The following is a 22,339-nucleotide window of genomic DNA, read 5'->3' on the forward strand; positions in this document are numbered from 1 at the left end:
ACTGGCCGCCCGACACCGCTGACACCTCGACCACCTGTCCTGCGGGACGATCCACCACGCACGAAGGAGTCACGATGACCACCGCACGCGACATCATGCACGCCGGCGTCACCTGCGTCGGCGAGAACGAAACCCTGCAGCACGCCGCCCAGACGATGCGCGACCAGGACATCGGCGCACTGCCGATCTGCGGCGACGACGATCGGCTGCACGGAATCATCACCGATCGCGACATCGTGGTGAAATGCCTCGCGGCCGGCGGCGATCCGGCGACCATGACCGCCGGCGAGCTGGCACAGGGCACGCCGTACACGGTTGACGTGAGCGCCGACGTCGACCAGGTGCTGCAGACGATGGAGGAGCACCGGATCCATCGGGTTCCCGTCCTCGAGGAGCACCGCGTCGTCGGCATGATCGCAGAGGCCGACCTCGCCCGGCACCTGCCGGAGCAGCGGGTCGGTGAGTTCGTCGAACTGGTCTGCGCAGAGATGACCGGGCCCAGCCGAGCGAGCTGACGCGCCGTCCAGATCGCGGCGGCGCCTGGGCTGCCTTTACTCGGCGGCCGGTGCCGCCGCCCTCACCCTGCGTCCGCGGCGGCTCTCCCCGTGACCTCGTCCACGCTCTCGGCGGCATCAGGTGGGATCACGAAGACCGGACACTTCGCGTGACGTACGCAGTAGGTGCTGACGGAGCCGAGGAGGGCCGTGAGGACCGCGCCGCGGCCGTGGCTGCCGACGACCAGTGCGGACGCCCCGGCGGACAGGGCGCACAGTGCGCGGCCAGGCTCGCCGTGGATGACGGAGGTGCGGACCGCCACGCCATGGCTCCGCGGGTCGGCCTGCCGCAGCGCCTCCGCGATCATGTCGTGGTGTTCTTCGGCCACCAGGTCGACTTCCTCGCGTGGTGTCGGGACGGTGAGGAAGGGGGAAGGGGGAGCGACACTGCAGACCGCCACCGCGTGCACGGTGGCGCCGGCGCCGCTCGCGAACTGGACGGCCCAGGCGACCGCCAGCCGGGCGGCGGGCGAGCCGTCGACTCCTACGACGACCGTGGCGCCGTGCTCCTCAACCATGGTGACCAGGCCTTTCCTGAGGGGACCGCTCCGGTGCTGACATCGCACGTCGATCGGTCTGCGTGGTGGCGGTCTGCGTGGCGTCGGTCTGGGTAGCGTCGGACTGCTCGGCCAGCAAGGTGACGAGGTCGTCGGAGGTCAGGATCCCGACGATCTTCTCCTGCTCCGTCACGAGGACCGCGTCGCCGGTGCTGTAGGCGATCTCGACGGCTGCCTGCCGGACCGGTTGGTCCGCCGCGACCCGCGGGGGTGGTTTCCGGGCGACCGCAGCAGCCGAAGGGGGCCCGTCGAGGACCGGCCAGCCGGCCAGGTGCCACACGACGTCGGTTTCGTACAACAACCCCACGCACTGTCCGCTCTCCATCACCGGTGCGTGGTGGACGCCCGCACCCACCATCAGCTGCAGGGCGGCGTCGGCGCCCGACGCGGCGTCGATGCCGAGGACGTGCGGCCTCATCACGTCACCGACCAGCCGGTCGCCGACGCTGCCGTAGGCGGTCGACCGCGCCGCGGCGGCGGGCGGGACACCTGGTTCGGGAACGCTGGTGGGGAGGATGGCGACCGCACAGGCGGCGTGTCGCATGCACCGGGCCATCGTCGACGTGTGCAGCGGGTCGCGGCCATGGGTCCGGCCGAGTACCAGGAAGGCCGCCCGGCGTGACCGTTCCAGGAGGACGTCGGCCGGGTCGCCGGGCACCACCCACTGCGACACGCGCTCTCGCAGCCTGCGCCGGGTCGGAGGGAGCGCCACGTCCACCGCTGCTGCCAGGAGGACTGCCGGATCAGGCATCCCCTCACCCTGGTCCCGGATGGGCGTTGCCAGGACGGCCTCCACCTGCAGGTCGCGGCGCTCGGCTTCGGTCGCGGCCCACCGGAGTGCGCCGACGCTGGCCGCCGAACCGTCCACGCCGACGATGATCGGTTTGTGGTTCACTGTGCCTCTCCCTGTCTGTGCGCCACGACGATGACGGGGCACCTGGCGTGGTGCAGCAGCGCCTGGCTGGTGGAACCCAGCAGCATCCCGGTGAAGCCACCACGGCCGCGGGTGCCCACGACGACCAGGCTCGCCCGCTCGGAGAGGTCGACGAGCACGCCGGCGGGGTGGCCCGTGGCCACTCGTTCCTCGACGGGTAGGTCGGGGTACTCACGACGCCAGCCGGTGAGAGCCCGGCCCGTCAGCGTGAGATCGGCGGGTGTCCTGGCGAGCATCCTGCGCAGTCGCGCCGCCGGTCCGTGGCGGCTGACATGCACGACCATGAGCCGGCCGCCCCGCAGGGCTGCCTCCTTCGTACCGACCTCGACCGCGGCGGCGGACTGCGGCGATCCGTCCACGCCGACGACCACCAACCCCTCGGCGCGGTCCGGCGACGGCGTACCCCGTACGACCACCACGGGGGCGTGTGACTTGGCGACGAGTTCGACGGTGGGTGAACCGGCGACCGCGTCCGCGAGAGCGCCGACGCCGGACGTGCCGACGACGACGTACGCGGCGTGCCGACTTGCCGTCAGCAGCAGCGGCAACGCCATTTCCGTCACCACCTCCGTGCTGACGTCGAGGGCCGGTGCCACCGACCGGGCGACCTTCTCGGCCTCGGCGAGAACAAGTTCGGCATGGGCATGCATGGCCGCCTCCTGACCCTCCTGCCACAGGACGGTCGGAACGTTCAGCATCGGCCACGCGAAGGCGTGCACGATCCGTAGGGTCACATGGCGGAAGGCCGCTTCCCTGGCGGCCCAGGTGACGGCGTCCAGCGCCGCCTCGGACCCGTCCGCGCCCACCACGACGGGTCTCGAGTCAACCGTCACCATCGGTGGTCCCCTCGTCAGAGTCCGCGGCCTATGACAAACGCGGCGTTCCGGCACGAACTCGTTGCTCACCGCGGAGCCGACCTTCCGTGGGTTCCTACCCCAGGAGGACTTTGTGGATGTCTCGGATCGAGACCATTCCGACCACTGAGTCCTGCACCCGCAGGGGTATATGACGTACGTCGGCGTCACGCATGAGCTCGGCCACCCGCCGGATGGTGTCGGTCGGGCTCCCCCAGACGACGCTGATGCCGATCACGTCGGCGGCCCACACCTCGTCCGGGTCCCCGCCCGCGGCGAGGGCGTGCACGACGTCACGCTCGGAGATGACACCGAGCGGTGTCCGTCCGCTCATCACCACGAGGGCGCCGACCTCGGCGTCCGCCAGCGTCACCGCGGTGGTCCGCAGCGAGTCGTGTTCGTCCACGGTGGCCACCGGGGAGCTCATGATCTGTTCCACCGGGTCGCTGGGACCCGGGGCGGCCGGTGCCGCCTCCGGCTCCGGGAGCGGCCGCTCACGGGAGGTCTGCGCCGGGATGATGTGGGTGTCGGAACCGGGGTAGAGCAGGGACTCGTGCCCGTCGTCCCACCCCACCAGGAAGTGCTCGGCCTCCGCCCCGCTCAGGACTTCCCGCACGGTGCCGAGCCGCGGCGGCCGGTCCAGCGTGCCGGTCCGGACCTCGATGCGATCGCCTACCACTGCGTGCATGATCGACCTGCCCTCCTGGAGGATGTTGCCCCACCTTCACTGTCGGGTGCCCTCCGGAGGCAGCCGTAGGGCCGAAGGTCCTTCGGGCCGGCCGGACGTGCGAGGCTAGGTGCCGTGACAAGCGACCGGAATGTGCACGAGGGCGATCCGACCGCCGGCAGGGGCGAGCGGAATGTGCTCGGCGAGGCGCTGGAACCGTGCGGCACCGATCCGGTGACCGGGTTCTACCGGGACGGGACCTGCCGTACCGGACCGGACGATCTCGGCAGCCACACGGTGTGTGCCGTGATGACGGCGGAGTTCCTGAGCCATCAGCGCGCGGTCGGCAACGACCTGACCACGCCGCGGCCGGCATTCGCCTTTCCCGGGCTCGTCCCCGGTGACCGATGGTGCGTGGTGGCGGCCCGCTGGCTGCAGGCGTACGAGGATGGCGTCGCCGCGCCCGTGGTCCTTGCCGCCACGCACGAGCGGGCCACTGACATCGTGCCGCTGGACACCCTCCGGGCGCACGCGGTCGACGTACCGGCCGATCCGAGCTCACTCACCTGAGTCCGTGGCCGGCGCCGGGGTCGGCGTCGGCGTCGACTGGCCGAGCAAGCCCTCGTAGATGTCGGCGACCACCTCGTCGATGGACTCGCGGTGGGTCTCGACGTCGAGAAGGGGTACGCGTTCTCCTGCCTGGGCGAGCATCTGGGCGATCGGGACCTGCGCGGCGTCGAACGCGTACTCGTGCCGGCCGCCCTCACTGCCCACCAGTGACGCACCGTCGAGCGCCGGGGCGCCGACCCCGTCCGGCGTCTGCAGCACCAACCGGCGGCGGTCGCCCAACGTCGCTCGCAGCTCGGTGAACGCACCGTCGAACGTGACCGAGCCCTGGTGCAGCATGACGACGCGGGACGCGAGCTGTTCCAGGTCCGGCATGTCGTGGCTCGTCACCAGAACCGTCAGATCCCTGCTGGCGTTGAGGTCGACGATGCTCGCCAACATCCGGCGCTTGGCCAGGACGTCGAGACCGAGAGTCGGCTCGTCCAGCAGCAGCAGGGCAGGTTCGTGCAGCAGGGCGAGTCCGAGGTCGGCGCGCATGCGCTGTCCGAGGCTCAGCTCGCGCGCCAACGTCTGAAAGAACGGCTCGAGGCCCAGCAGTTCCTTCACATAGCCGAGCATCCGGTCATAACGCTCTCGCGGGATGTCCCAGACGACCCGCTTCCACTCGAAGGCGGCCGCCACCGGGTGGTCCCACCACAGATCCGTGCGCTGGCCGAAGACCACCCCGATCTTGCGTACGTAGGGCACCCGCTGCCGGACCGGGTCCATGCCGAAGACCCGGACCGTGCCGGCGTCGGGGGAGAGTAGTCCGGAGAGAAGCTTGATGGTGGTGCTCTTGCCGGCGCCGTTGGCACCTGCGTACGCCACGATCTCCCCACGGTGGATCGAGAGGTCGATGCCGTCGAGCGCGGTGATGATCTCGGTCCGGGGACGGAGCAGGTTGGTCAGGGCGTCGCGCAGGCGTTCGGAGCGTTGGCGTTGCTCGTAGCGCTTGTGGACGCCGGTCAGCTCAACGACGGTGTCCGAACGGGGAGTAACGCTTCGAACCGACACGGCCATAGTGACGGAGTCCTTTCCGGAAGACGAGAACGGCGACGGCGAAGAACACCGGCGCGGCCACGAGAGTGACGAGCGCGCCGGGAAACAGCGGCGCGACCCCGGTGATCGCCCGCGCTGGTACCCAGGCGACGAAGCCCACCGGCATGGCGGTGAGCAGGCCGCCAAGGAGCACCCGCGGCACGTTGTCGAGCGGCAACGTGCCGAGCGAGCCCACCATGGCGTCGGTGGACATGGTGATCTCCTCCGCCGACCTGGGTGCCCAGAAAGCCAGGCTTCCCCAGCTCAGCTGCACCGAGAGAACGATCACCGCCGACGCCAGGAGGTTTCCGGCGAGCAGCAGCAGCCACAGCGGCGTGACGACGACCGCCAGCTGGGTGGACGACCACGCCAGCAGGGCGCCGGCGACCACGAGCACGATCGGCTGGGAGTACGGCATGAAGCCCTCGGTGAGGATCAACCGCCACAACGGCTGCGGCTGCACGAGCATGTGGTCGAGCTGCCCGCGTCCGATCCGCCGGCTGATCATCTTGACGTTGTAGCCGAACAACGTGTCCAGTACGCCGCCCACGACCATCGCGTAACCCAGCATGAAGATGATCTGTGCCTTCGACCAGTGGCCGATGCCGTGGAAGCGTTCGGCGAGCAGCAGCGTCGTCATGATGCCCGCCAGCCGGGCGACCAGGTCGGACACCAGCCACATGAGGGCGTCGCGGGTACTTCGGGACAGCCACAGCAGGTCCATCCGGGCGAAGAGTCCCCACAACCGCAGGAGCTGGCGTACTGCGTAGAGGACGCCCGAGCGGCGGGTTCCGGGGCTCTGGTCGCCGCCTCGCGGATCGGCGTTCCGGGGTGGAATCTCAACCGCCATAGCCGACCAGCCTCTCCCTGTTCCGCCACCAGACCCGTCCCGCCACCAGCCACAGCACCAGGACCCATCCGGCCTGGACAGGCATCAGCAGCAGCGGGTCGCCGGTGCCGGTGTAGATCCGCAGCGGCGCCGACACCATCGACGCGAACGGCAACCAGTCGAAGACCTTCCCCCACCGCCACGGAAGGATCGCGAGCGGAAGAACGGCGCCGGCGAGAAGGCCGAAGAGCGCCATCCGCAGCATGCCGACGAGCCAGGTGTTCAGTCCGTACGCCACCGTCACCGCGCCGAGGATCACGTCCATCGCGAGCGCGATCGCGACGGACAACACCAGACTGGGCACGAACGCCACCCCGCCGAGCCACGATGCCGGCGCCGGATCCACGCCGAGCAGCGGCGACAACGCCAGGATGGGGAGCGTGACGGCGCAGATCCCGAAGAGCCAGCTGCCGAGGAGCTGCGCGACGAGCTGCCCGACGAGACTCATCGGGTGGAGCAGCCGGCTCGCGATCGTGCCCTCCCACAGCCAGAGGTCCAGATCGGACTTCGCCATCAGCTGCTGGGCGAACATCTCGGCGACCAGCGTGTAGGTCAGCAGGGCCGGCAGGGTGAAGCCACCCACGACCTCGCCGGGGTCGACCAGGGTCCGCCAGATCGCCAGCAGGACGAGCACCCGTGCGATCCGCAGGCCGGCGTCGGCGAACATCAGCCAGCTGTCACCGACCGCCTCTGTGGCGTACATCCCGATCGTTCTGGTGTACGCACGGACCACACGGAGCCGGTTGGCGCCCGTCACAGTGCTCGCGGTGGCGCTCATCGCGGCGAGGAAGGTCGGAGCCGAGGCGGCGGGGCTGCCACAGGCCGCCAAGCGCGTCGGTGCCGGAAGGTTGAGGGTGGATCGTCGGAGCGCACCGGAGAAGCGTGCACCACCCGCGCTCCGCGCAGCGACCCATTTCCCACGCAACCCGCTGCCCTCGTCGCTCTCGCGCTCAAGGCCAGATTGGGCGACCTTGTGCACATCCGGTGGGGACAGCCTCAGCGACGACCGCGACGGTGACGTGAAGGGCAAGCGTCACCCCATCAGACAAATGGTCAGACCACAGTTGACCAGACCTCATGTGGCCCTCTCTGCGGGACAGTTCGGGCCAGTTGCGGGCATCGGCAGGTCGTTCGCGTGCACATCGTGTTTACGCCATATCCGGCGCCACCTAGCATCCTCCGGCGTCGCCGTTCACGACCGAGAACGCGCGCGGCCCCCGCCCAGGACGAGCAAACACTCAGGACGAGCAAGGGATTTCGCATGAGCGCATCGAGCCATTCCCGCAGTCCCCACTCCGGCCGTGCCGCGCTGCCCGGCCGTGCCGCACTCTCACGCCGCGCCCTGCTGCTGTCCGGTGCGGCCGTCACGGTGGCTGGCGCGGCGGCGTCGATGGCGGCCCGGCCGGCGCCCGCGGCGGCGGCAACCGCGGCGGCGACCGCAGGATCGTCCACTACGGCGACCGCGACGGAGCGCGCATCGGCCGGCGCAGTGGCGGCCGCGGCCGACGAGTTCACGCAGATGCGCGAGCAGTGGCGTTCGCTGTGGGTGGCCGCCGACTACGACCCCACCGATCCGAACATCGCTCCCGTCCTTGCCCGCATCGCCGAGGAAGGGCAGACCTACTGGTCCACGATGGACCGATCCGCCGAACGGACCTACCTCTGGGAAGACGCCCAACTCGAGGTGCAGATCTCGTTCGCGATCTCGGTGTCGTTCTACCGGCTACGCCAGATGGCGCTGGCCTGGGCCACACCTGGCACCGATCTCACCGGCAACGCCGACCTGCTCGCCGACATCATCGCCGCGTTCGACTGGATGGTCGCGCACTACTACCGTGAGGACGGCGAGATCATCGGCAACTGGTACGAGTGGCAGATCAGCGGGCCGCAGGCGTTCAACGACGCCGTGGTGTTGACCTACGCCGAGCTCACGCCCGAGCAGGTGGCGGCCTACACCCGCGCGGTCGCCAACTTCACGCCCGAGCCCTTCGCCACCGCGGCCAACCGCGCGCTGTCGGCCAATGTCGTCGTCGGCTGGGGCGCACTGGCCGGCAACGCCGATGCGGTCACCAAGGGCACCGAAGGCCTCGTACCGGTCTTCGAGTACGCCACGAGCGGTGACGGTTTCTACCGGGACGGTTCGTTCCTCCAGCACCGCACGTATCCGTACGTCGGTGCCTACGGCGCCTCCATCCTCGACGCCCTCGTCCCCTTGCTGGGAACGGTCGCCAACACGGCATGGCAGGTCGACGCCCCGATCGTGTACGCCTGGATCCGCGACACGTTCGATCCGGTCATCTGGCGCGGCGCCCTGCTGGACAGCGTGAGCGGCCGGACGATCTCCCGCTACAACGAGCACGAGCACTACCACGGCCACTACGTCCTCGAAGCCGCGATCGGGCTCGCCGCGAGCGCGCCTGACGACCAACGCGACTGGCTGCGTTCAGTGCTCAAGGAGTGGTTGCTGAGCGACACGTTCGACGACCCGACGCCGCAGCGCAACATCCCGATCGTGCTGACGGCCAAGGCGCTCATCGACGACGACACGACGAAACGCCGTGGAGAACTCCTGCTCAGCAAGGTGTTCCACCATCAGGACCGGATCGTCCACCGGCGTCCCGGCTGGCTTCTCGGCATCGCGATGAACTCCACCCGGATCGCGCGGTTCGAGTCGATCAACTCCGAGAACTTCAAGGCCTGGATGACCGCCGACGGCGCGACGTTCCTGCATGCCGATGATTCCGGCCGCTACGTCGACGCGTACTGGCCGACAATCGATCCGTACCGCATTCCTGGTACGACCGTCGACGTCCGGCCACGCACGCTCGGCGAAGGACGCAACGCCGTCGGCCCCAACCCGTGGGCGGGCGGAGCGTTCCTCGACAACCGGTTCACCGCGGGCGGCATGCATCTTACGGCCCAGGGCGGCACGCTGACGGTACGCAAGTCGTGGATGTGCTTCGACGACGAGGTGGTCGCACTCGGTGCTGGCATCACCGCCACCGACGGACGCAGGGCCGAGACCATCGTCGAGAACCGCCGCCTCGGCGACACCGGCGACGAGAAGGTGCGCGCCAACGGCGACCAGATCGTCAAGTCGCTCGGAGACTCCGCGACCGTCAAGAACGCCCGCTGGCTGCACGTGGAGGACACCGGCGGGTACGTGTTCCCGAAGCCGGTCGCCCTGCAGGTGCTCCGCGAGGCGCGGACGGGCAAGTGGTCCGACATCACCCATCATCCCGTGTGGGCCAAGGATGATCCGATCACGGCGAACTACCTCACCGCCTTGTTGGACCACGGTGTCGACCCGGCCGACGACAGCTATGCGTACGTCCTGCTGCCGACGGCGGGCGCAGGCGAGACGGCGCGCTACAGCGAGCGCCCCGAGACGGCGATCGTCGCCAACAGTTCGGCCGTCCAGGCCGCGCGACGGCTGGACGCCGGCGTGCTGTGCGCGAACTTCTGGCAACCGGGCGAGGCGTCCCTCGTCTCGACGACCGGCGGTGTGTCCGTCGTCGTCGAGGAAGGAGACAGCGAGCTCGCCCTGGCGGTCGCCGACCCCACCCACCTCGCGACGACCCTGACCCTGGGCGTGGCGGTCACCGCGACCGATGTCGTGTCCGCTGACGACGGGCTGACCGTCACGTCACTCGACCCGCTCACCGTCGAGGTCGACCTGACCGGTGCGGGCGGTGCCAGTCGTACGCTCCGGGTCGCGTACGCACCGCTCACGGTGGCTGACGTCCGCGCTCGGCTGAACGAGTTGCGGGACCGCGGCGAGGCGGAGGGTGCCTACGCCTCGCTGGAGGGCCAGCTGACGACGATCGAGGCGGCGGTCGAGGACGGCAAGCCGTCTCGCGAACTCGTCGATGCGTTCCGCAGAACCGTCGCCGGACACCGGGGCGATGGCATCAATGAATCCGCGACCGGGATCCTCGATGACCTCGCCCAGCGCCTCATCGCCCGGCTGTCGTAGCGGCCGAGTCTGCTGGCAGTGCGCCGGAGCAGGTCGAGGAACACATCAGCCTTGATCTGCGCCAACGTCCGAACATCCCCGGCTCGTTTGATCCGCCGGGCGTGGGTCGCCGGCACAGCCGAAGCCAACACCGAGAAATCCACACCCCCGCAATCGAACATACCGACGATTCTACCAGATGTTGATCACGTCCGGATTCGCGAAAGCACGTTGTTTCCAAGGCGATCCGCGAGAATCAGCGCCATCTCGCCCGTGCGGCGCTGCTGCAAACCCGCGGCACATACGCGGCATCGCGGGCGGGTTACTTCCACGCCCGTGGCCGGTTGTCGTACGTTGAGGCCGCGGACGAAGGGCAGGCGGGCTCACATGACGGAACGCGTCGACGGTGTGACGGCGACCCGATGGCGTCGGCGGCTGTCCAGCCGAGACATGACCGAGGCGCATCGGAGCGCGACACCACTGGAGTTGCTGTTCGATCTCTGTTTCGTCGTCGCCGTCGCCCAGGCTGCCGCGCACCTGCACCACGCCGTCTCCGCGGGCCATGTGGCGGGCGGCGTCCTCGGCTACCTGACGGTGTTCTTCGCGATCTGGTGGGCATGGGTCAACTTCACCTGGTTCGCCTCCGCCTACGACAACGACGACGTGCCGTACCGGCTGGCGACGATGGTCGAGATCGCGGGCACCCTGGTGATCGCGGCCGGGGTTCCGCGGGCGTTCGACTCCCGCGACTTCGGGATCATCGTGCTCGGCTACGCGATCATGCGGATCGCCCTGGTCGCCCAGTGGCTGCGAGCGGCGTTCGCCAACCCGGCCGGCCGGGCCACCGCGATTCGTTTCGTCATCGGGCTCACGGTCTGCATGCTCGGGTGGACCGTGCTGTTCATCGAGGGGAGTTGGCCCCTGTGGGGCTGGGGAATCCTGGTCGTCGCGGAAGTGTGCGTGCCCGTCTGGGCCGAACGTGCCGGGCGGACGGCGTGGCATCGGTACCACATCGCCGAGCGGTATGGACTGTTCACGATCATCGTGCTCGGCGAGTCGGTCCTCGCCGCGACGATCGCCGTGCAGACGGCGCTCGACGAGAACCGTGCCAGCGCGGCGTTGTACGAGGTCGTGCTGGGCGGTCTGCTGATCGTCTTCGCGATGTGGTGGCTGTACTTCGCCAAGCCCGCGGCCCGGTTCCTCGACACGAACCGGGCAGCCTTCGTGTGGAGCTACGGTCATTACCTGATCTTCGCCGCGGCGGCCGCCGTCGGCGCCGGCCTGTCCGTGGTCATCGACCAGCAGACCGATCATGGCGAGCTGGGCCGGACCGGCGCGGGAGCTGCCGTGACGGTTCCGGTGGCGGTCTACCTGCTCACGCTGTGGTTCCTGCACGTACGACCGCATGGGGTCCGCGCTGCCCGCACGGTGCTGTACCCGGTCACCGCCGTCCTGGTGCTGGCGACCACGTGGACGGGGGTCCCGGTGCTGCTGAGCGGCCTGCTTCTGACCGGCCTTGCCGCGGTGACCTTCGTGATCGCCACCCGAGATAATTCCTCCGGGGACAGACTCGAGGACCAGCCTGCTGGGAGATGACATTGGTGAACGATTACGTCCACGGCTATTCGGCAGTGGAGGGCACGCGCCTCGGTGACCAGGCGGCGACACTGACCGAGCTTCTGCACGCCGACACCCGATTTCCTCCCGGCAGCAGGGTGTTGGAGGCGGGCTGCGGCGTCGGTGCGCAGACCGTCATCCTGGCCGGCAACAGCCCGCAGGCGGACATCACGTCCGTCGACATCTCCGATGAATCGCTGGCAGCGGCGAAGCAGCGGGTCGACGAAGCGGGCCTGGGCAATGTGGAGTTCCGGCAGGCGGACATCTTCGACCTCCCTTTTCCAGACGATCATTTCGACCACATCTTCGTGTGCTTCGTCCTCGAGCATCTGCCGAATCCGACCGAGGCGTTGGCCGCACTCGCGCGCGTGCTCAAGCCCGGAGGCTCGATCACCGTCATCGAAGGTGACCATGGATCCACCTACTTTCACCCCGACAGCGAGCCAGCGCGCCGAGCCGTCCAGTGCCTGGTCGATCTCCAGCGGCAGGCCGGTGGCGACGCCCTGATCGGTCGACGGCTGTATCCGCTCCTGGTCCGGTCCGGCTATCGCGACGTTCACGTCTCACCCCGGATGGTGTACGTCGATGCCAGCAGGCCTGCCCTGGTTGACGGCTTCACGCGGAAGACCTTCACCGCCATGGTCGAAGGGGTCGGAGAGCAGGCCGTCGGACAGGGAATGATGAACGAGGCGGACTGGGCGGCCGGTATCAGGGATCTGTATCGCACGCCGAAGACGACGGGACTTTCTGCTACACGTTCTTCAAGGCTGTCGGACGGGGATGACCAGATGATCGGCCCTGCCGCACCCGGCCCGAAATGCGATGGTCTATTTGCGCCCCGGGAAACAACACCTGTTCAATGATTTGTCGGGTACAGTTTCACGTATCCGGAATTGACGACATCCCCGAGCCTGAGGTTGCCAGCCACCCGGCTACCAAAAGGGGATGCCATGAACGTCATGTATCGCAACCGCGACAATTCCAACGATCCGAGCGCGGACAGGCCGTCGGACAGCCCGATGCCCGCAGGGTACGGGTTGTCGCCGACCAGCGAGTCTCCGGCTGCCCGCCGCCCCGCGAATCTGCCCTGGATGGTCAGCGTCGGTGCGGCAACCGTGGTCTTCGTCGCGCTGACCGTGTTCATGCTGCAGAACACCGGCACCGCCGAATTCTCCTTCCTGTGGATGCGGGGTTCTGCTCCGGTAGCGATCGTGGCGTTGATCGCCGTCGCGGGCGGACTACTGCTCGCCCAGTTCGGCCGCCTTGTCGGTCACCACAGGTGACGCTCCGACCAGTCCACGAGCCGATCACACGGGACGGTCGCCGAGGCCAGGAGCCGGGGGTCAGGTCACCTGGGCACGCCGCACCTCGTCCAGCGCGCTTTAGGATGAAGAAGGCGTGGTGAGGAGCCAGCAGAACCACGCCGGTGTGGATTATGACGAGAGTCGCGGTTCGCGAGGAAGGCAACCTGCGCACGGACCTGCCCGGTTTTGTGGGTCGCCGCGAGGCGACGGCGCAGGTGCGGCGAAAGCTGTCCGAGGCGCGCGTGCTCACTCTGACAGGTGTCGGAGGGGTCGGAAAGACCCGTCTGGCCCGGCACGTGGCGTGGGAGTCCCGACGCGCGTTCCACGACGGGGTGTGGCTGGTCGACCTGGCCAAGCTGGATGATCCCTTACTCCTGGACCATGTGGTGGCGGCCACCCTCGGCCTGCAGGAAACCGCGATCCGCGAACCACAGCGGGCATTGGTCGAGTACCTCCAGGACAGGCAACTTCTCCTTGTTCTGGACAATTGCGAGCACGTGTTGGACGCGAGCGCGCGCCTGGTGGCGGAGCTCCTGCGGACCGCGCCGGACATCCGCGTACTGGCCACCAGCCGGGAGCCGTTGAGGATCGTCGGCGAGCACGTCTGGCCGGTCATTCCCTTGTCCGTACCGCCCCAGGACGCCCTCGACCCGGGTGCCGGGCATGACCGCCGGTACGAAGCGATCGACCTGTTCTGGCAGCGGGCGGAGTCGGTCCTGCCAGGCGTCGCGAAGGACCGGTCGAACGACAGGGCCGTCGCTCGCATATGCCACCTTCTGGAGGGGCTCCCGCTGGCGATCGAGCTGGCTGCGGCACAGCTGCGGAGGATGTCGATCGGCCAGCTGCTCGCCCAGCTCGATGATCGTTACCGCGTACTCGCCGACGACCACACGACATCGAGACACGCCACGCTCGATGCCGCGATGGGCTGGAGCTACGAGCTGTGCTCACCGCCGGAGCGGGTTCTGTGGGCACGATTGTCCGTGTTCGCCGGCGGCTTCGATCTCGGTGCTGCCGCCATGGTCTGCACCGACGCCAGTCTGCCGGCCGACGACCTGCTCTCCGTCCTCGGCGGACTCTCGGACAAGTCCATCCTCACACTGGACCAGGACGCTCCTGAGGCGCGCTACCGGATGCTGGAGACGATTCGTGAGTACGGCAGGAGCCGGCTTGGCGATGGCGAGAGCGACACGCTACGGCGCCGGCATCGGGACCACTACCTGGACCTCGCGGAACGGGTGGAGTCGGCGTGGTTCGGCGAGGCCCAGCTCGATCTGGCCAGGAACCTGCGGAGTGAGTACGCCAACCTCACCGTCGCGTTGGAGTACTGCCTGTCCGAGCACGGGGAGAACCGCTCGGGGCTGCGGTTGGCCGGCGCCCTGTGGCCCTACTGGATTCCCTGCGGATTCCTCCTCGACGGTAGGTCATGGCTCGACCGGGCCCTCCAGCTCGACACGACATCGTGTCGGGAGCGCGCACAGGCGTTGTGGGCCTGCGGTTATGTCGCCACCAGGCAGGGCGACATCGCCACCGCGCTGGACATGCTCGACAGCTGTCGGGCTCTCGGGCGGGAGCTCGGCGAGGAGGACATCGCGGCCCATGCCAACAGCGCCGCGGGGCTGACGTTGCAGTTCGCCGACGATCTGCCCAGCGCCGTCGCGCGCCTGGAGGAGGCCATCGCGTACTACCGGACCGAGCATGCCAGGCCGGACACCCCGCTGATCCTCGCGCTCTTCTTCCTTGCGTACGCGATGTGCCTGCGCGGGAACACCGAGCGGGCGGTCGCGCTCTGCGAGGAAGGCGGGAGGATCTGCCGCACCCACGACGAGCGCTGGGCACTGTCATGGACGCTGTGGGGACTCGGCCTCGCCCACTGGATCGCGGGGAACATCGAGGACGCCATCGCCCAGCTGCGTGAGTCACTGCTGATCAAACACGCGTTCCACGACCTTGCGGGCACGTTGTTGAGCGCCGAGTGCCTGGCGTGGACGCTGGCGACTCCCGGGGACACCGCGATGGCGGTTCGCGCGGCCCGACTGCTCGGCGCGGTACATGCGCGCTGGAAGCCGATCGGTACGTTTCTGTACGGGCACAAGGCGTTCCTGGACTGGCGCGAGCGATGTGAGGCGCGGCTGCGTGCGCTTCTCGGCGATCAGCCCTACGAAAACGAGTACCGGCGCGGATCGCTCCTCACCGTCGACGCGGTCGTCTCCTGCGCCACCGGTGAGAAGAAGAGAGGCGCACGGGCCGCACATGACCAGGATGACCAGAAAACCCTGAGCAGTCGGGAACGAGATGTCGCGAAGCTCGTCGCCGATGGCCTTTCGAACCGGGAGATCGCCGCGCAGTTGGTGATCGCGGAGCGGACCGCCGAGAGCCACATCGACCACATCTTCACCAAACTCGGCTTCACCTCCCGCACGCAGATCGCGGCGTGGGTCGGCCAGGACAGTTCATTCGAGCCGAACGCCGCCGATGACACTGGACGCTAGGTTCCAGAAGCGCCCGGAAGGGTGCGGAGAGTACGCAGCGGTGACATCACCGCGACGGCCACACCCGTGAGCATGCCGACGCTCGCGACGACCATCGTCGACCGGAGCCCCAGCGCACCCCCGGCGACGCCGCCGAGCAGAGCGCCGACCGGTTGGGCGCCGAAGACGAGGAACCGCCAGGTGGCGTTGATGCGCGTCAGCATCTCGGGCGCGACGAGGGACTGGCGGATCGTTCGCTGGTTCACGGCGTAGAGCGGCGGCCCACCTCCCGCAAAGACCTGCCCGATCAGGACGATGCCCAGCACGAGGGGGAGCGGACCCGTCGCCGTCGCGAGGACGAGGCCTGCCGTCGAGGCGATGAGCCCGCCGGCGATGAACGTCGGCCCGTGGCCCAGCCGCCCGGTGACTGGACCGGCCACGAACGCCCCCAGCACCGCGGCCCCTCCGCTGACGGCGATGGCGATCCCGACGACGCCGGGTGCAAGGCCGAGCTGACGGGTGAGATACAGGACGAGCATGACGCTCTGCATCTGGCCGGCGAGTGCACCGATCGTCGCCGACAGGACGATGGCGCGCAGGATGGGGTCGGCGACGGTGGCGCGCAGGCCCTGTGCCACCAGCGACCACAGGCGCTGTCTCGAAGGGTTGTTCGTGGTGGTCGCCTCGCCAGCGAGCGGCCTGCTCGTTTCAGCGCCCGACGCCACCACCCCGGGCGTACGGATCCACATCGTGGTCAGTCCCGCGACCAGGAACGAGAACGCGTCGGCGGCGATCGCGATCGGAGCCGTGAGCAGCTGCACGAGTGCCCCTCCCGTCGCCGCCCCGATGGTCTGGACGATCGAGGCGCTCTGCACCGTGGCACTGTTCGCCTCCAGCAGGTGCGCGCGCCCCACCAGCAGCGGAACGAACGACATCGCGGCGAGGGTGGCGAAGAGTGTCCCCACACCGGCCAGCATGGCCACGGCGTACAGGTGCCACATCGCCAACATGCCCAGCACGGCCAGCACCGGGATGCAGGCGAGGAGCAGGGCACGCGCCAGGTCGGCGAGGACGAGCACCCGGCGGTAGGGCATCCGGTCGACCCACACGCCGGCAGGCAGGCCGAGCACGAGATGCGGAAGGAAGGTGGCGGCGCCCAGGAGTCCCATCTGAAGGGGCGAGGCGTCGAGCACGACCACGGCCGTCAGCGGCAGTGCGACCGTGCTGATGCTCGATCCCCACCCCGAGATCGTGTCGGCGGTGAAGAGCTTCAGGAAGTCGGGATAGCGCGCCAGGGCGTTCCACTGCCTGAGCACTACGGAAGGTCCCCTTCCACCGACGTCGAGCCTGGGGCGTCGAGCCAGCCGAGCCTAGCCACCTGCCAGGCGAGCTGCATGCGCGTTTGTGCGTGCGTACGCCGCATCAGGTCGTGGATCCGCCGCTGTACGGTCCGCTGGCTGATCCTGAGCTGGGTCGCGATCGCCTTGTCGGTGACGCCGGCGACCAGCAGTGAGAGCAGGTACCGCTCGTCCTCGGCGTCCGGGTCGCCCGGCCGGCTCTCGGTGAGCCGGACCGGCGACCCGCGGTCCCAGTAACTTTCGAACAACGCGAGCAACGCCGCCAGCAGGCTGCTCTCGCGGACGAGTGCCGCCGTCGGCTCCCCAGGACCGTCGGCGACCGGGACCAGCGGGCAGATCGCGATCGACCGGTCGGCGATCACCAGGCGTACGGGCAGGTCCGCGGTCGCGCGTGCGACCTCTCCGTGCCGGATGCCCTCGGCGACGTTCTCGAGCATGCCGGGTTCCTCGAGCAGGGCGCGTTCGTAGAGCACGCGGTAGCGGACGCCGGCAGCGAGCGCGTCGAACTCCTCGGTGTTGTCGTTCGACGTCATGGCGACATGGCCGGCCTTGCAGAACCACACGAGCTCCTCCCGCGCACCCAGCTGCAGGTTGCGCAGTTGCTGGCGGATCGCCGGTGCGCCGGTCAGGACCTCGACGAGCTGCCCGGCGTCGCGGCGGCGGGCGCTGCTGCGGTACTCCTCGGTGAGCTGGGCGACCGCACTGCGGGCCCACTCCAGCGACTCCTGACCCTTGAGCAGCAGCGGGCCGAAGCCGACGTCCGGCGGGGTCGGCGCGAAGCGTGGTGTGGGGCCGGACATCCGGCTGACCAGGCCCTTCGCGTGCAGGGACTCGAGGATCCGGAGTGTCTCGCCGGCCTCGAGGCCGTGCCGCTTCGCGATGCGGCCCGGCTCGGTCTCGAACGACGTGACCAGCAGGCGGTAGACGCGCTCCTCCTCCGTGCTGACGCCGGCGGCTTCGAGCATGCGGACCTCCCATGACGGGTCGTGCGGCGATTCGGTCGTACGCATGCACAGCCTCGACCATCCGGCCGGCTTGTCCAAGACGCGACATGTCGCAAGTCCGGCAGCCCGGCACCGGTGACAGCGGCCTGTGCCTGGCCCGACGCTGTGCGGTGGCGGAGTCCTTGCGTTCCGGTGGCGGAGCCCTGCGTCCCGCCGATCCGGAACGGCTGGAGGGGCGGATCGATGCGTACGAGGACCATCGCCGGGAGGGCACGCACCAGCAGCGCGGCACTCGCCGGCTGCGCGGCGCTTGCCGTCGCCGCGTCGTTGATGGCCGTCGTTCCGGCGGCGGCGGGTACGCCCGGCGTCCGGTCGGCCGGACCAGGCGTGGCGACGGCAGGGGCGTCGCCGACGTCCGTCCATGCCGGCGTGGGCAGGACCCGGTCCATCACGCTCGTCACCGGCGACCGGGTGGATGTCGACCAGGTTCAAGGTGGGCGGCAGGCGGTGACCGTCGTCCCAGGCGAGGGTCGGGCGGAGGTGTCGTTCAGCCAGGTCGAGGTCGACGACGAGCTGCAGGTGATCCCGCTCGACGTCGTTCCCTATCTCGCGTCGGGTCAGCTCGACCGGGCGCTGTTCAACATCACAGAACTGCTGGAGCAGGGCTACGACGACGCGCATCGGTCGAGCGTCCCGCTGATCCTCACCTACCGAAAGGGCGTCGATCCTGGCCACGCGCGCACGGCCGCTCCGCTCGCCGCGGCCGACGTCGGCCCCCGGCTCGAGAGCATCAACGGGCAGGCGGTCGCGGCCGACAAGCAGGACGCCGAACGGTTCTGGGCGTCGGTGGACGACGACCGGCCGGCCTCGGCCCCGGACGCAGAGATGGCGGGCGCGCCCAAGCTCGCCGGTGGGATCGCCCGCATCCGGCTGGACCGCCAGGTGCACGCCACGCTCGACCGGAGCGTCGCCCAGATTGGCGCCCCCGAGGCGTGGGCCGCCGGCTACGACGGACAGGGCGTCGCGGTGGCCGTACTCGACACCGGCGTCGACACGACGCATCCCGACCTCGCCGGCGTCGTGACCGAGACCCGCAACTTCACCACAAGCCCGTCGACGGCCGATGCGGTCGGCCACGGAACGCACGTCGCCTCGACGGTCGCGGGCAGTGGGGCGGCGTCCGGCGGTGCCCGGACCGGTGTGGCGAGGGGCGCGACGGTCATGGCCGGCAAGGTGCTCGGCGACAACGGGACGGGCCAGCAGTCGTGGGTCCTCGACGGCATGGAGTGGGCGGCGAACTCGGGTGCCCGCGTGGTCAACATGAGCCTCGGCGCCGGCCCGACCGACGGGACGGATCCGATCAGCGAGGCGGTCGACACGCTGACCGCGCAGACGGGGACGCTGTTCGTGGTGTCGGCCGGCAACGACGGAAAAGACGGGAAGTTCACGGTGGGTACGCCGGGAGCCGCGACCTCCGCACTCACCGTGGGCGCGGTCGACCGGGACGAGTCGCTGGCGGAGTTCTCCAGCCGCGGACCTCGTCTCGGCGACTTCGCCGTGAAGCCGGACATCACCGCGCCGGGTGTCGGCATCGTCGCGGCCCGCGCGGGCGGCACGAGCATGGGCAGCCCGGTCGACGCTTCGTACACCGCGGCCTCAGGAACCTCGATGGCCGCACCGCACGTCGCCGGCGCCGCCGCGATCCTGGCGCAGCGCCACCCCGACTGGTCGGCCGACCGACTCAAGGACGCCCTGGTCAGCACCGCGAAACCTGCCGACCTCACCGTCTTCGAGCAGGGCGGTGGGCGGGTGGACGTGGCACGCGCGATCGAGCAGGGCGTCTACGCCACGGGCACGCTGGACCTCGGCGTGATGGCCGACGAGGCCGGAGCGGGATCGGCGGAGGCTGCGGAGTTCTCCCGCCCGGTCACCTACACCAACCTGGGCGCGGAGCCGGTGTCGCTGGACCTGGATCTGGACCTGCGCGACGCGGCCGGCGATCCGCCCGCCGATGACGCCGTACGACTGGACGCGTCGAACGTGGAGGTGCCGCCCCACGCGACCGCGACGGTGACGGTCACGGTCGACCCGACCCGGCTCGGGCGCGGCATCTTCGGCGGCCACCTCACCGGGCGTACCGCGGACGGGCAGGTCGTCGTCCACACCTCGCTCGGCCTGGTGAAGGAGGCACCCCGGCACACGGTGACGATCCGCGGGGTCGGGCGTGACGGCGAGCCCGTCACCGTCAACCCGATCTCGTTGTTCGGTGCGGACTCCCGCTTCGACGTCGTGAGCTACATCCCGGCAGGGAGCAGCCGAACCGTCGAGCTCGCGGAGGGGTCGTACCACCTGCACGGGATGGTCACCGAGGGATCGGCGCCGGACACGGAGGTCTCGGAGATCATCGACCCGGCGTTCGAGGTCACCGGTGACACGGACGTGACGCTGGACGCCCGGGACGCGAACCCGATGACGATCTGGACGCCGAAACCCGCTGTGCAGGAAGGGATCCTGAGCTTCCACTCGCATCGTGAGTTCGCGGGAAGGCGGATCACCAACGCGGTGATGAAGTTCCCGGGCATCCGGCATCTCAACGTCACACCGACCGCGCCGGTCGCCGAGGGGACGTTCGAGTTCGGATCGCGCTGGCAGCTGGTGGCACCGCTCCTCGATGCCCGGGTGGTCGGCCACGTGCCCGAGGTGCCGGTCGAAATGTTCTACCTCAGCACGTCTCCGGCGTTGGAGGGCGTACGCACCCTCCCCGTGGTCGACGTCGGCGCGGGAGCACCGGAGGACTACGCCGGCCGCGACGTCAGGGACCGGATCGCGCTCATCGCAGCGACCGGCACGAACTACACCCAGCTCGCCCGCGATGCGGCGGCCGCAGGCGCTGCGATGGCGGTGATCAGCGTCCGCGACGGTGCCAAGCCGTGGAGCCGGTGGAACCCCACCATCAGCGACCGGCTGCCCACCATGGCGGTCCTGGTCTCCCATGCGGCCGGCGCCCAACTCCGTGGCCTGGCGGAGGCAGGAACGACGACAGACAAGGGGAAGCTGACGCTGGAGCTGCGCGGTACGCCGGCCAGCCCGTACCTCTACGACATCCAGCAGGTCTCACTCGGTCGCGTCCCGGAACACATCATCCACCGGGTGAACGACGAGAACACCGCGACCGTCGTCACCTCCTACCGCGAACCCGGTGGAGCCCCGTGGTCGAAGGAGCAGCGGTTCGGCTGGCGGCCGTGGCAGGACTCGGCGCTCAACCAGTACCAACGCCTCGTGCGTACCCCCATGGTCCGGCGCGAGATCGTCAGCTCCGGGGACACGTGGTGGCAGCAGCGGGTGAAGTACCACGCGTCCGGCGAGTCCATCAACCCGTTGCAGGGCGGGATGACACAGCCGCCGCGGCGGTACGAGGCCGGGCAGGAGGCGCACGAGGAGTGGTACGCCCCGGTGATCCGCCCGGCGATCCCGCGCGACGTCCCCGGTCTCACGTCGTACCGCGAAGGTGACACGCTGCGGATCCGCGTGCCGGAGTTCGCCGACGCGCAGCGCGGACACTACGGCTTCGCGGAGGGTGGCTTCGGTGTGCCGTCCGACGTCGGGGAGGCGCGGCTCTTCCGCGACGGTGCGCTCATCGCCGAGCAGGACTGGGCGTGGGGCGACTTCCCGGCCGGCGGCGCCGAGGGCCCCGGGACGTACCGGCTCGATCTGAGCGTCGGCCGTCCGTCGCCGGAATGGGTGTTCTCGCCGACGACCGAGACGTCCTGGACGTTCGCGTCACGCCCACCGGCTGCGGGTGAGCGGGAGCTGCTCGGACTGCTGCAGGTCGACTACCGCGTCGACACTGACCTGCGCAACCGTGCTCTGGCCGACCGGGCGGTGTCGCTCGACCTCACTGTGCGACACCAGGACGGCTGGACGGGCGCACCCGTGCACGGGCTGGCCGCGTGGGTTTCGTACGACGACGGCGCGAGCTGGTCCGAGGTCCGGCCGGTGTACGACACCGGTCATGGGCAGTTCCGCGGGGTCGTGCGGCACCCGCGACTGGGCGAGACGAACGGCTTTGTGACGTTGCGGGTCCGGGCCGAGGATGCCAGCGGCAATTCCGTCGTCCAGACCGTCGAGCACGCCTACGCGCTGCGCTGAGCGCCTGTCTAGACCTTCGATGCCTGAGCCGGGACGGATGTGTCGGGATGCGCGGCTTGTGCGAACTGCTCATGCTGTTCGGAAAGGACGTCCTGGGCCTCGTAACTGCGGAGCCCATTCCCGAGCGCGATGAACGTCGGTGCCCATTCGCCGACGAAGATCCCCCAGCGGTCGGCGCGGTCCATTCCAGCCTTCTCTTTTTGCATCGAAACCGCCCAGGTGGCGACGGCCAACGCGATGCTTGCGAGTCCGGCCAAGTACATGTGATCGGACTTGATGCCTAGATCGTGAATCTTCCGAAGCATGGCTCCCCCATTGTTCTGGCTGCTGCCGTTGCGCAGCCCTTCCTTGCTACCACGCGTCTGGCTGAGTTTCTAACAGCAGAGCAGGCGCTACTTGACGTAAAGTGTCAAGTAGTCTGGTAGCGTCTGTACCACGGCGC

Annotated in this window: 18 protein-coding genes; 8 read left to right on the forward strand and 10 right to left on the reverse strand. The window is 69.4% G+C overall.

The window, feature by feature from the left end; genetic code table 11:
- Positions 1-74: 74 nt before the first annotated feature.
- Positions 75-515 carry a CBS domain-containing protein gene (locus ABN028_RS01090; RefSeq protein ID WP_349329518.1) on the forward strand — a complete coding sequence of 147 codons (441 nt, stop codon included), beginning with the start codon at positions 75-77 and terminating at the stop codon, positions 513-515.
- A gap of 62 nt (positions 516-577) precedes the next feature.
- Here ABN028_RS01090 and ABN028_RS01095 read toward each other — a convergent pair whose 3' ends face one another.
- From ABN028_RS01095 to ABN028_RS01110, 4 genes are all read right to left on the reverse strand, one after another.
- Positions 578-1,072, reverse strand: coding sequence for a universal stress protein (locus ABN028_RS01095; protein WP_349329517.1), 495 nt, complete (start codon positions 1,070-1,072; stop codon positions 578-580).
- On the reverse strand, positions 1,065-2,006 hold the full coding sequence (locus ABN028_RS01100; RefSeq protein ID WP_349695260.1) for a CBS domain-containing protein: 942 nt from the start codon (positions 2,004-2,006) through the stop codon (positions 1,065-1,067). Before ABN028_RS01100 ends, ABN028_RS01095 begins: the two co-directional genes overlap by 8 nt.
- Positions 2,003-2,881, reverse strand: coding sequence for a universal stress protein (locus tag ABN028_RS01105; RefSeq protein WP_349695261.1), 879 nt, complete (start codon positions 2,879-2,881; stop codon positions 2,003-2,005). The genes ABN028_RS01100 and ABN028_RS01105 overlap by 4 nt, the downstream gene beginning before the upstream one ends.
- A gap of 94 nt (positions 2,882-2,975) precedes the next feature.
- Positions 2,976-3,587, reverse strand: coding sequence for a CBS domain-containing protein (locus ABN028_RS01110; RefSeq protein ID WP_349329514.1), 612 nt, complete (start codon positions 3,585-3,587; stop codon positions 2,976-2,978).
- Between the two features lie 114 nt (positions 3,588-3,701).
- Between ABN028_RS01110 and ABN028_RS01115 the strand changes: the two genes are divergently transcribed.
- On the forward strand, positions 3,702-4,136 hold the full coding sequence (locus tag ABN028_RS01115) for a DUF2237 family protein (protein ID WP_349329513.1): 435 nt from the start codon (positions 3,702-3,704) through the stop codon (positions 4,134-4,136).
- On the opposite strand, the gene ABN028_RS01120 is transcribed toward ABN028_RS01115, so the two are convergent.
- Genes ABN028_RS01120 through ABN028_RS01130 form a run of 3 tightly spaced genes read right to left on the reverse strand, consistent with a single transcriptional unit; the run spans position 4,125 to position 6,877 of the window.
- Entirely contained in the window at positions 4,125-5,192 is a 1,068-nt protein-coding gene (locus ABN028_RS01120) for an ABC transporter ATP-binding protein (RefSeq protein ID WP_349695262.1), read from the reverse strand. The genes ABN028_RS01115 and ABN028_RS01120 overlap by 12 nt on opposite strands.
- Positions 5,143-6,060 (reverse strand): ABC-2 family transporter protein, encoded by a 918-nt coding sequence (locus ABN028_RS01125; protein WP_349695263.1) that lies wholly within the window; start codon positions 6,058-6,060, stop codon positions 5,143-5,145. The genes ABN028_RS01120 and ABN028_RS01125 overlap by 50 nt, the downstream gene beginning before the upstream one ends.
- Complete coding sequence (locus ABN028_RS01130) at positions 6,050-6,877, reverse strand: ABC-2 family transporter protein (protein WP_349695264.1); 828 nt, start codon at positions 6,875-6,877, stop codon at positions 6,050-6,052. The genes ABN028_RS01125 and ABN028_RS01130 overlap by 11 nt, the downstream gene beginning before the upstream one ends.
- A 483-nt stretch (positions 6,878-7,360) precedes the next feature.
- On the opposite strand from ABN028_RS01130, the gene ABN028_RS01135 reads away from it, so the two are divergent.
- The 5 genes from ABN028_RS01135 to ABN028_RS01155 all read left to right on the forward strand — a co-directional run bounded on the left by ABN028_RS01135 (position 7,361) and on the right by ABN028_RS01155 (position 15,467).
- Positions 7,361-10,075, forward strand: a complete 2,715-nt coding sequence (locus ABN028_RS01135) for a polysaccharide lyase 8 family protein (RefSeq protein ID WP_349695265.1) — start codon at positions 7,361-7,363, stop codon at positions 10,073-10,075.
- A gap of 366 nt (positions 10,076-10,441) precedes the next feature.
- Complete coding sequence (locus ABN028_RS01140; protein WP_349695266.1) at positions 10,442-11,650, forward strand: low temperature requirement protein A; 1,209 nt, start codon at positions 10,442-10,444, stop codon at positions 11,648-11,650.
- 119 nt (positions 11,651-11,769) lie between these two features.
- Positions 11,770-12,534 (forward strand): class I SAM-dependent methyltransferase, encoded by a 765-nt coding sequence (locus ABN028_RS01145; RefSeq protein WP_349695267.1) that lies wholly within the window; start codon positions 11,770-11,772, stop codon positions 12,532-12,534.
- Positions 12,535-12,621: 87 nt separating this feature from the next.
- The gene (locus ABN028_RS01150; protein ID WP_349695268.1) at positions 12,622-12,954 is read left to right on the forward strand and encodes a LapA family protein; all 333 of its coding nucleotides are present in this window, start codon (positions 12,622-12,624) and stop codon (positions 12,952-12,954) included.
- A gap of 152 nt (positions 12,955-13,106) precedes the next feature.
- Entirely contained in the window at positions 13,107-15,467 is a 2,361-nt protein-coding gene (locus tag ABN028_RS01155) for an ATP-binding protein (protein WP_349695269.1), read from the forward strand.
- Here ABN028_RS01155 and ABN028_RS01160 read toward each other — a convergent pair.
- Complete coding sequence (locus ABN028_RS01160; protein ID WP_349695270.1) at positions 15,464-16,762, reverse strand: MFS transporter; 1,299 nt, start codon at positions 16,760-16,762, stop codon at positions 15,464-15,466. The genes ABN028_RS01155 and ABN028_RS01160 overlap by 4 nt on opposite strands.
- Positions 16,762-17,814, reverse strand: coding sequence for a helix-turn-helix domain-containing protein (locus ABN028_RS01165; protein ID WP_349695271.1), 1,053 nt, complete (start codon positions 17,812-17,814; stop codon positions 16,762-16,764). Before ABN028_RS01165 ends, ABN028_RS01160 begins: the two co-directional genes overlap by 1 nt.
- Positions 17,815-17,991: 177 nt before the next feature.
- Here ABN028_RS01165 and ABN028_RS01170 point away from each other — a divergent pair, with 177 nt between their 5' ends.
- The gene (locus tag ABN028_RS01170; protein ID WP_349695272.1) at positions 17,992-21,897 is read left to right on the forward strand and encodes a S8 family serine peptidase; all 3,906 of its coding nucleotides are present in this window, start codon (positions 17,992-17,994) and stop codon (positions 21,895-21,897) included.
- Positions 21,898-21,905: 8 nt separating this feature from the next.
- Here the strand turns inward: ABN028_RS01170 and ABN028_RS01175 are convergent, their stop codons facing one another.
- Entirely contained in the window at positions 21,906-22,202 is a 297-nt protein-coding gene (locus tag ABN028_RS01175; protein WP_349329016.1) for a hypothetical protein, read from the reverse strand.
- Positions 22,203-22,339: the final 137 nt, after the last annotated feature.

The organism is Actinopolymorpha sp. B17G11 (genome assembly GCF_040196095.1).
Lineage (GTDB): Bacteria > Actinomycetota > Actinomycetes > Propionibacteriales > Actinopolymorphaceae > Thermasporomyces.

Excerpts from the sequence above, each read along its gene's own strand:
- ABN028_RS01095 (WP_349329517.1), bottom strand. The coding sequence starts at position 1,072 with ATGGTTGAGGAGCACGGCGCCACGGTCGTCGTAGGAGTCGACGGCTCG.
- ABN028_RS01130 (WP_349695264.1), bottom strand. The coding sequence starts at position 6,877 with ATGAGCGCCACCGCGAGCACTGTGACGGGCGCCAACCGGCTCCGTGTG.
- ABN028_RS01110 (WP_349329514.1), bottom strand. The coding sequence starts at position 3,587 with ATGCACGCAGTGGTAGGCGATCGCATCGAGGTCCGGACCGGCACGCTG.
- ABN028_RS01175 (WP_349329016.1), bottom strand. The coding sequence starts at position 22,202 with ATGCTTCGGAAGATTCACGATCTAGGCATCAAGTCCGATCACATGTAC.
- ABN028_RS01150 (WP_349695268.1), top strand. The coding sequence starts at position 12,622 with ATGAACGTCATGTATCGCAACCGCGACAATTCCAACGATCCGAGCGCG.
- ABN028_RS01125 (WP_349695263.1), bottom strand. The coding sequence starts at position 6,060 with ATGGCGGTTGAGATTCCACCCCGGAACGCCGATCCGCGAGGCGGCGAC.
- ABN028_RS01165 (WP_349695271.1), bottom strand. The coding sequence starts at position 17,814 with ATGCGTACGACCGAATCGCCGCACGACCCGTCATGGGAGGTCCGCATG.
- ABN028_RS01090 (WP_349329518.1), top strand. The coding sequence starts at position 75 with ATGACCACCGCACGCGACATCATGCACGCCGGCGTCACCTGCGTCGGC.
- ABN028_RS01170 (WP_349695272.1), top strand. The coding sequence starts at position 17,992 with ATGCGTACGAGGACCATCGCCGGGAGGGCACGCACCAGCAGCGCGGCA.
- ABN028_RS01120 (WP_349695262.1), bottom strand. The coding sequence starts at position 5,192 with ATGGCCGTGTCGGTTCGAAGCGTTACTCCCCGTTCGGACACCGTCGTT.
- ABN028_RS01135 (WP_349695265.1), top strand. The coding sequence starts at position 7,361 with ATGAGCGCATCGAGCCATTCCCGCAGTCCCCACTCCGGCCGTGCCGCG.
- ABN028_RS01155 (WP_349695269.1), top strand. The coding sequence starts at position 13,107 with ATGACGAGAGTCGCGGTTCGCGAGGAAGGCAACCTGCGCACGGACCTG.
- ABN028_RS01140 (WP_349695266.1), top strand. The coding sequence starts at position 10,442 with ATGACGGAACGCGTCGACGGTGTGACGGCGACCCGATGGCGTCGGCGG.
- ABN028_RS01105 (WP_349695261.1), bottom strand. The coding sequence starts at position 2,881 with ATGGTGACGGTTGACTCGAGACCCGTCGTGGTGGGCGCGGACGGGTCC.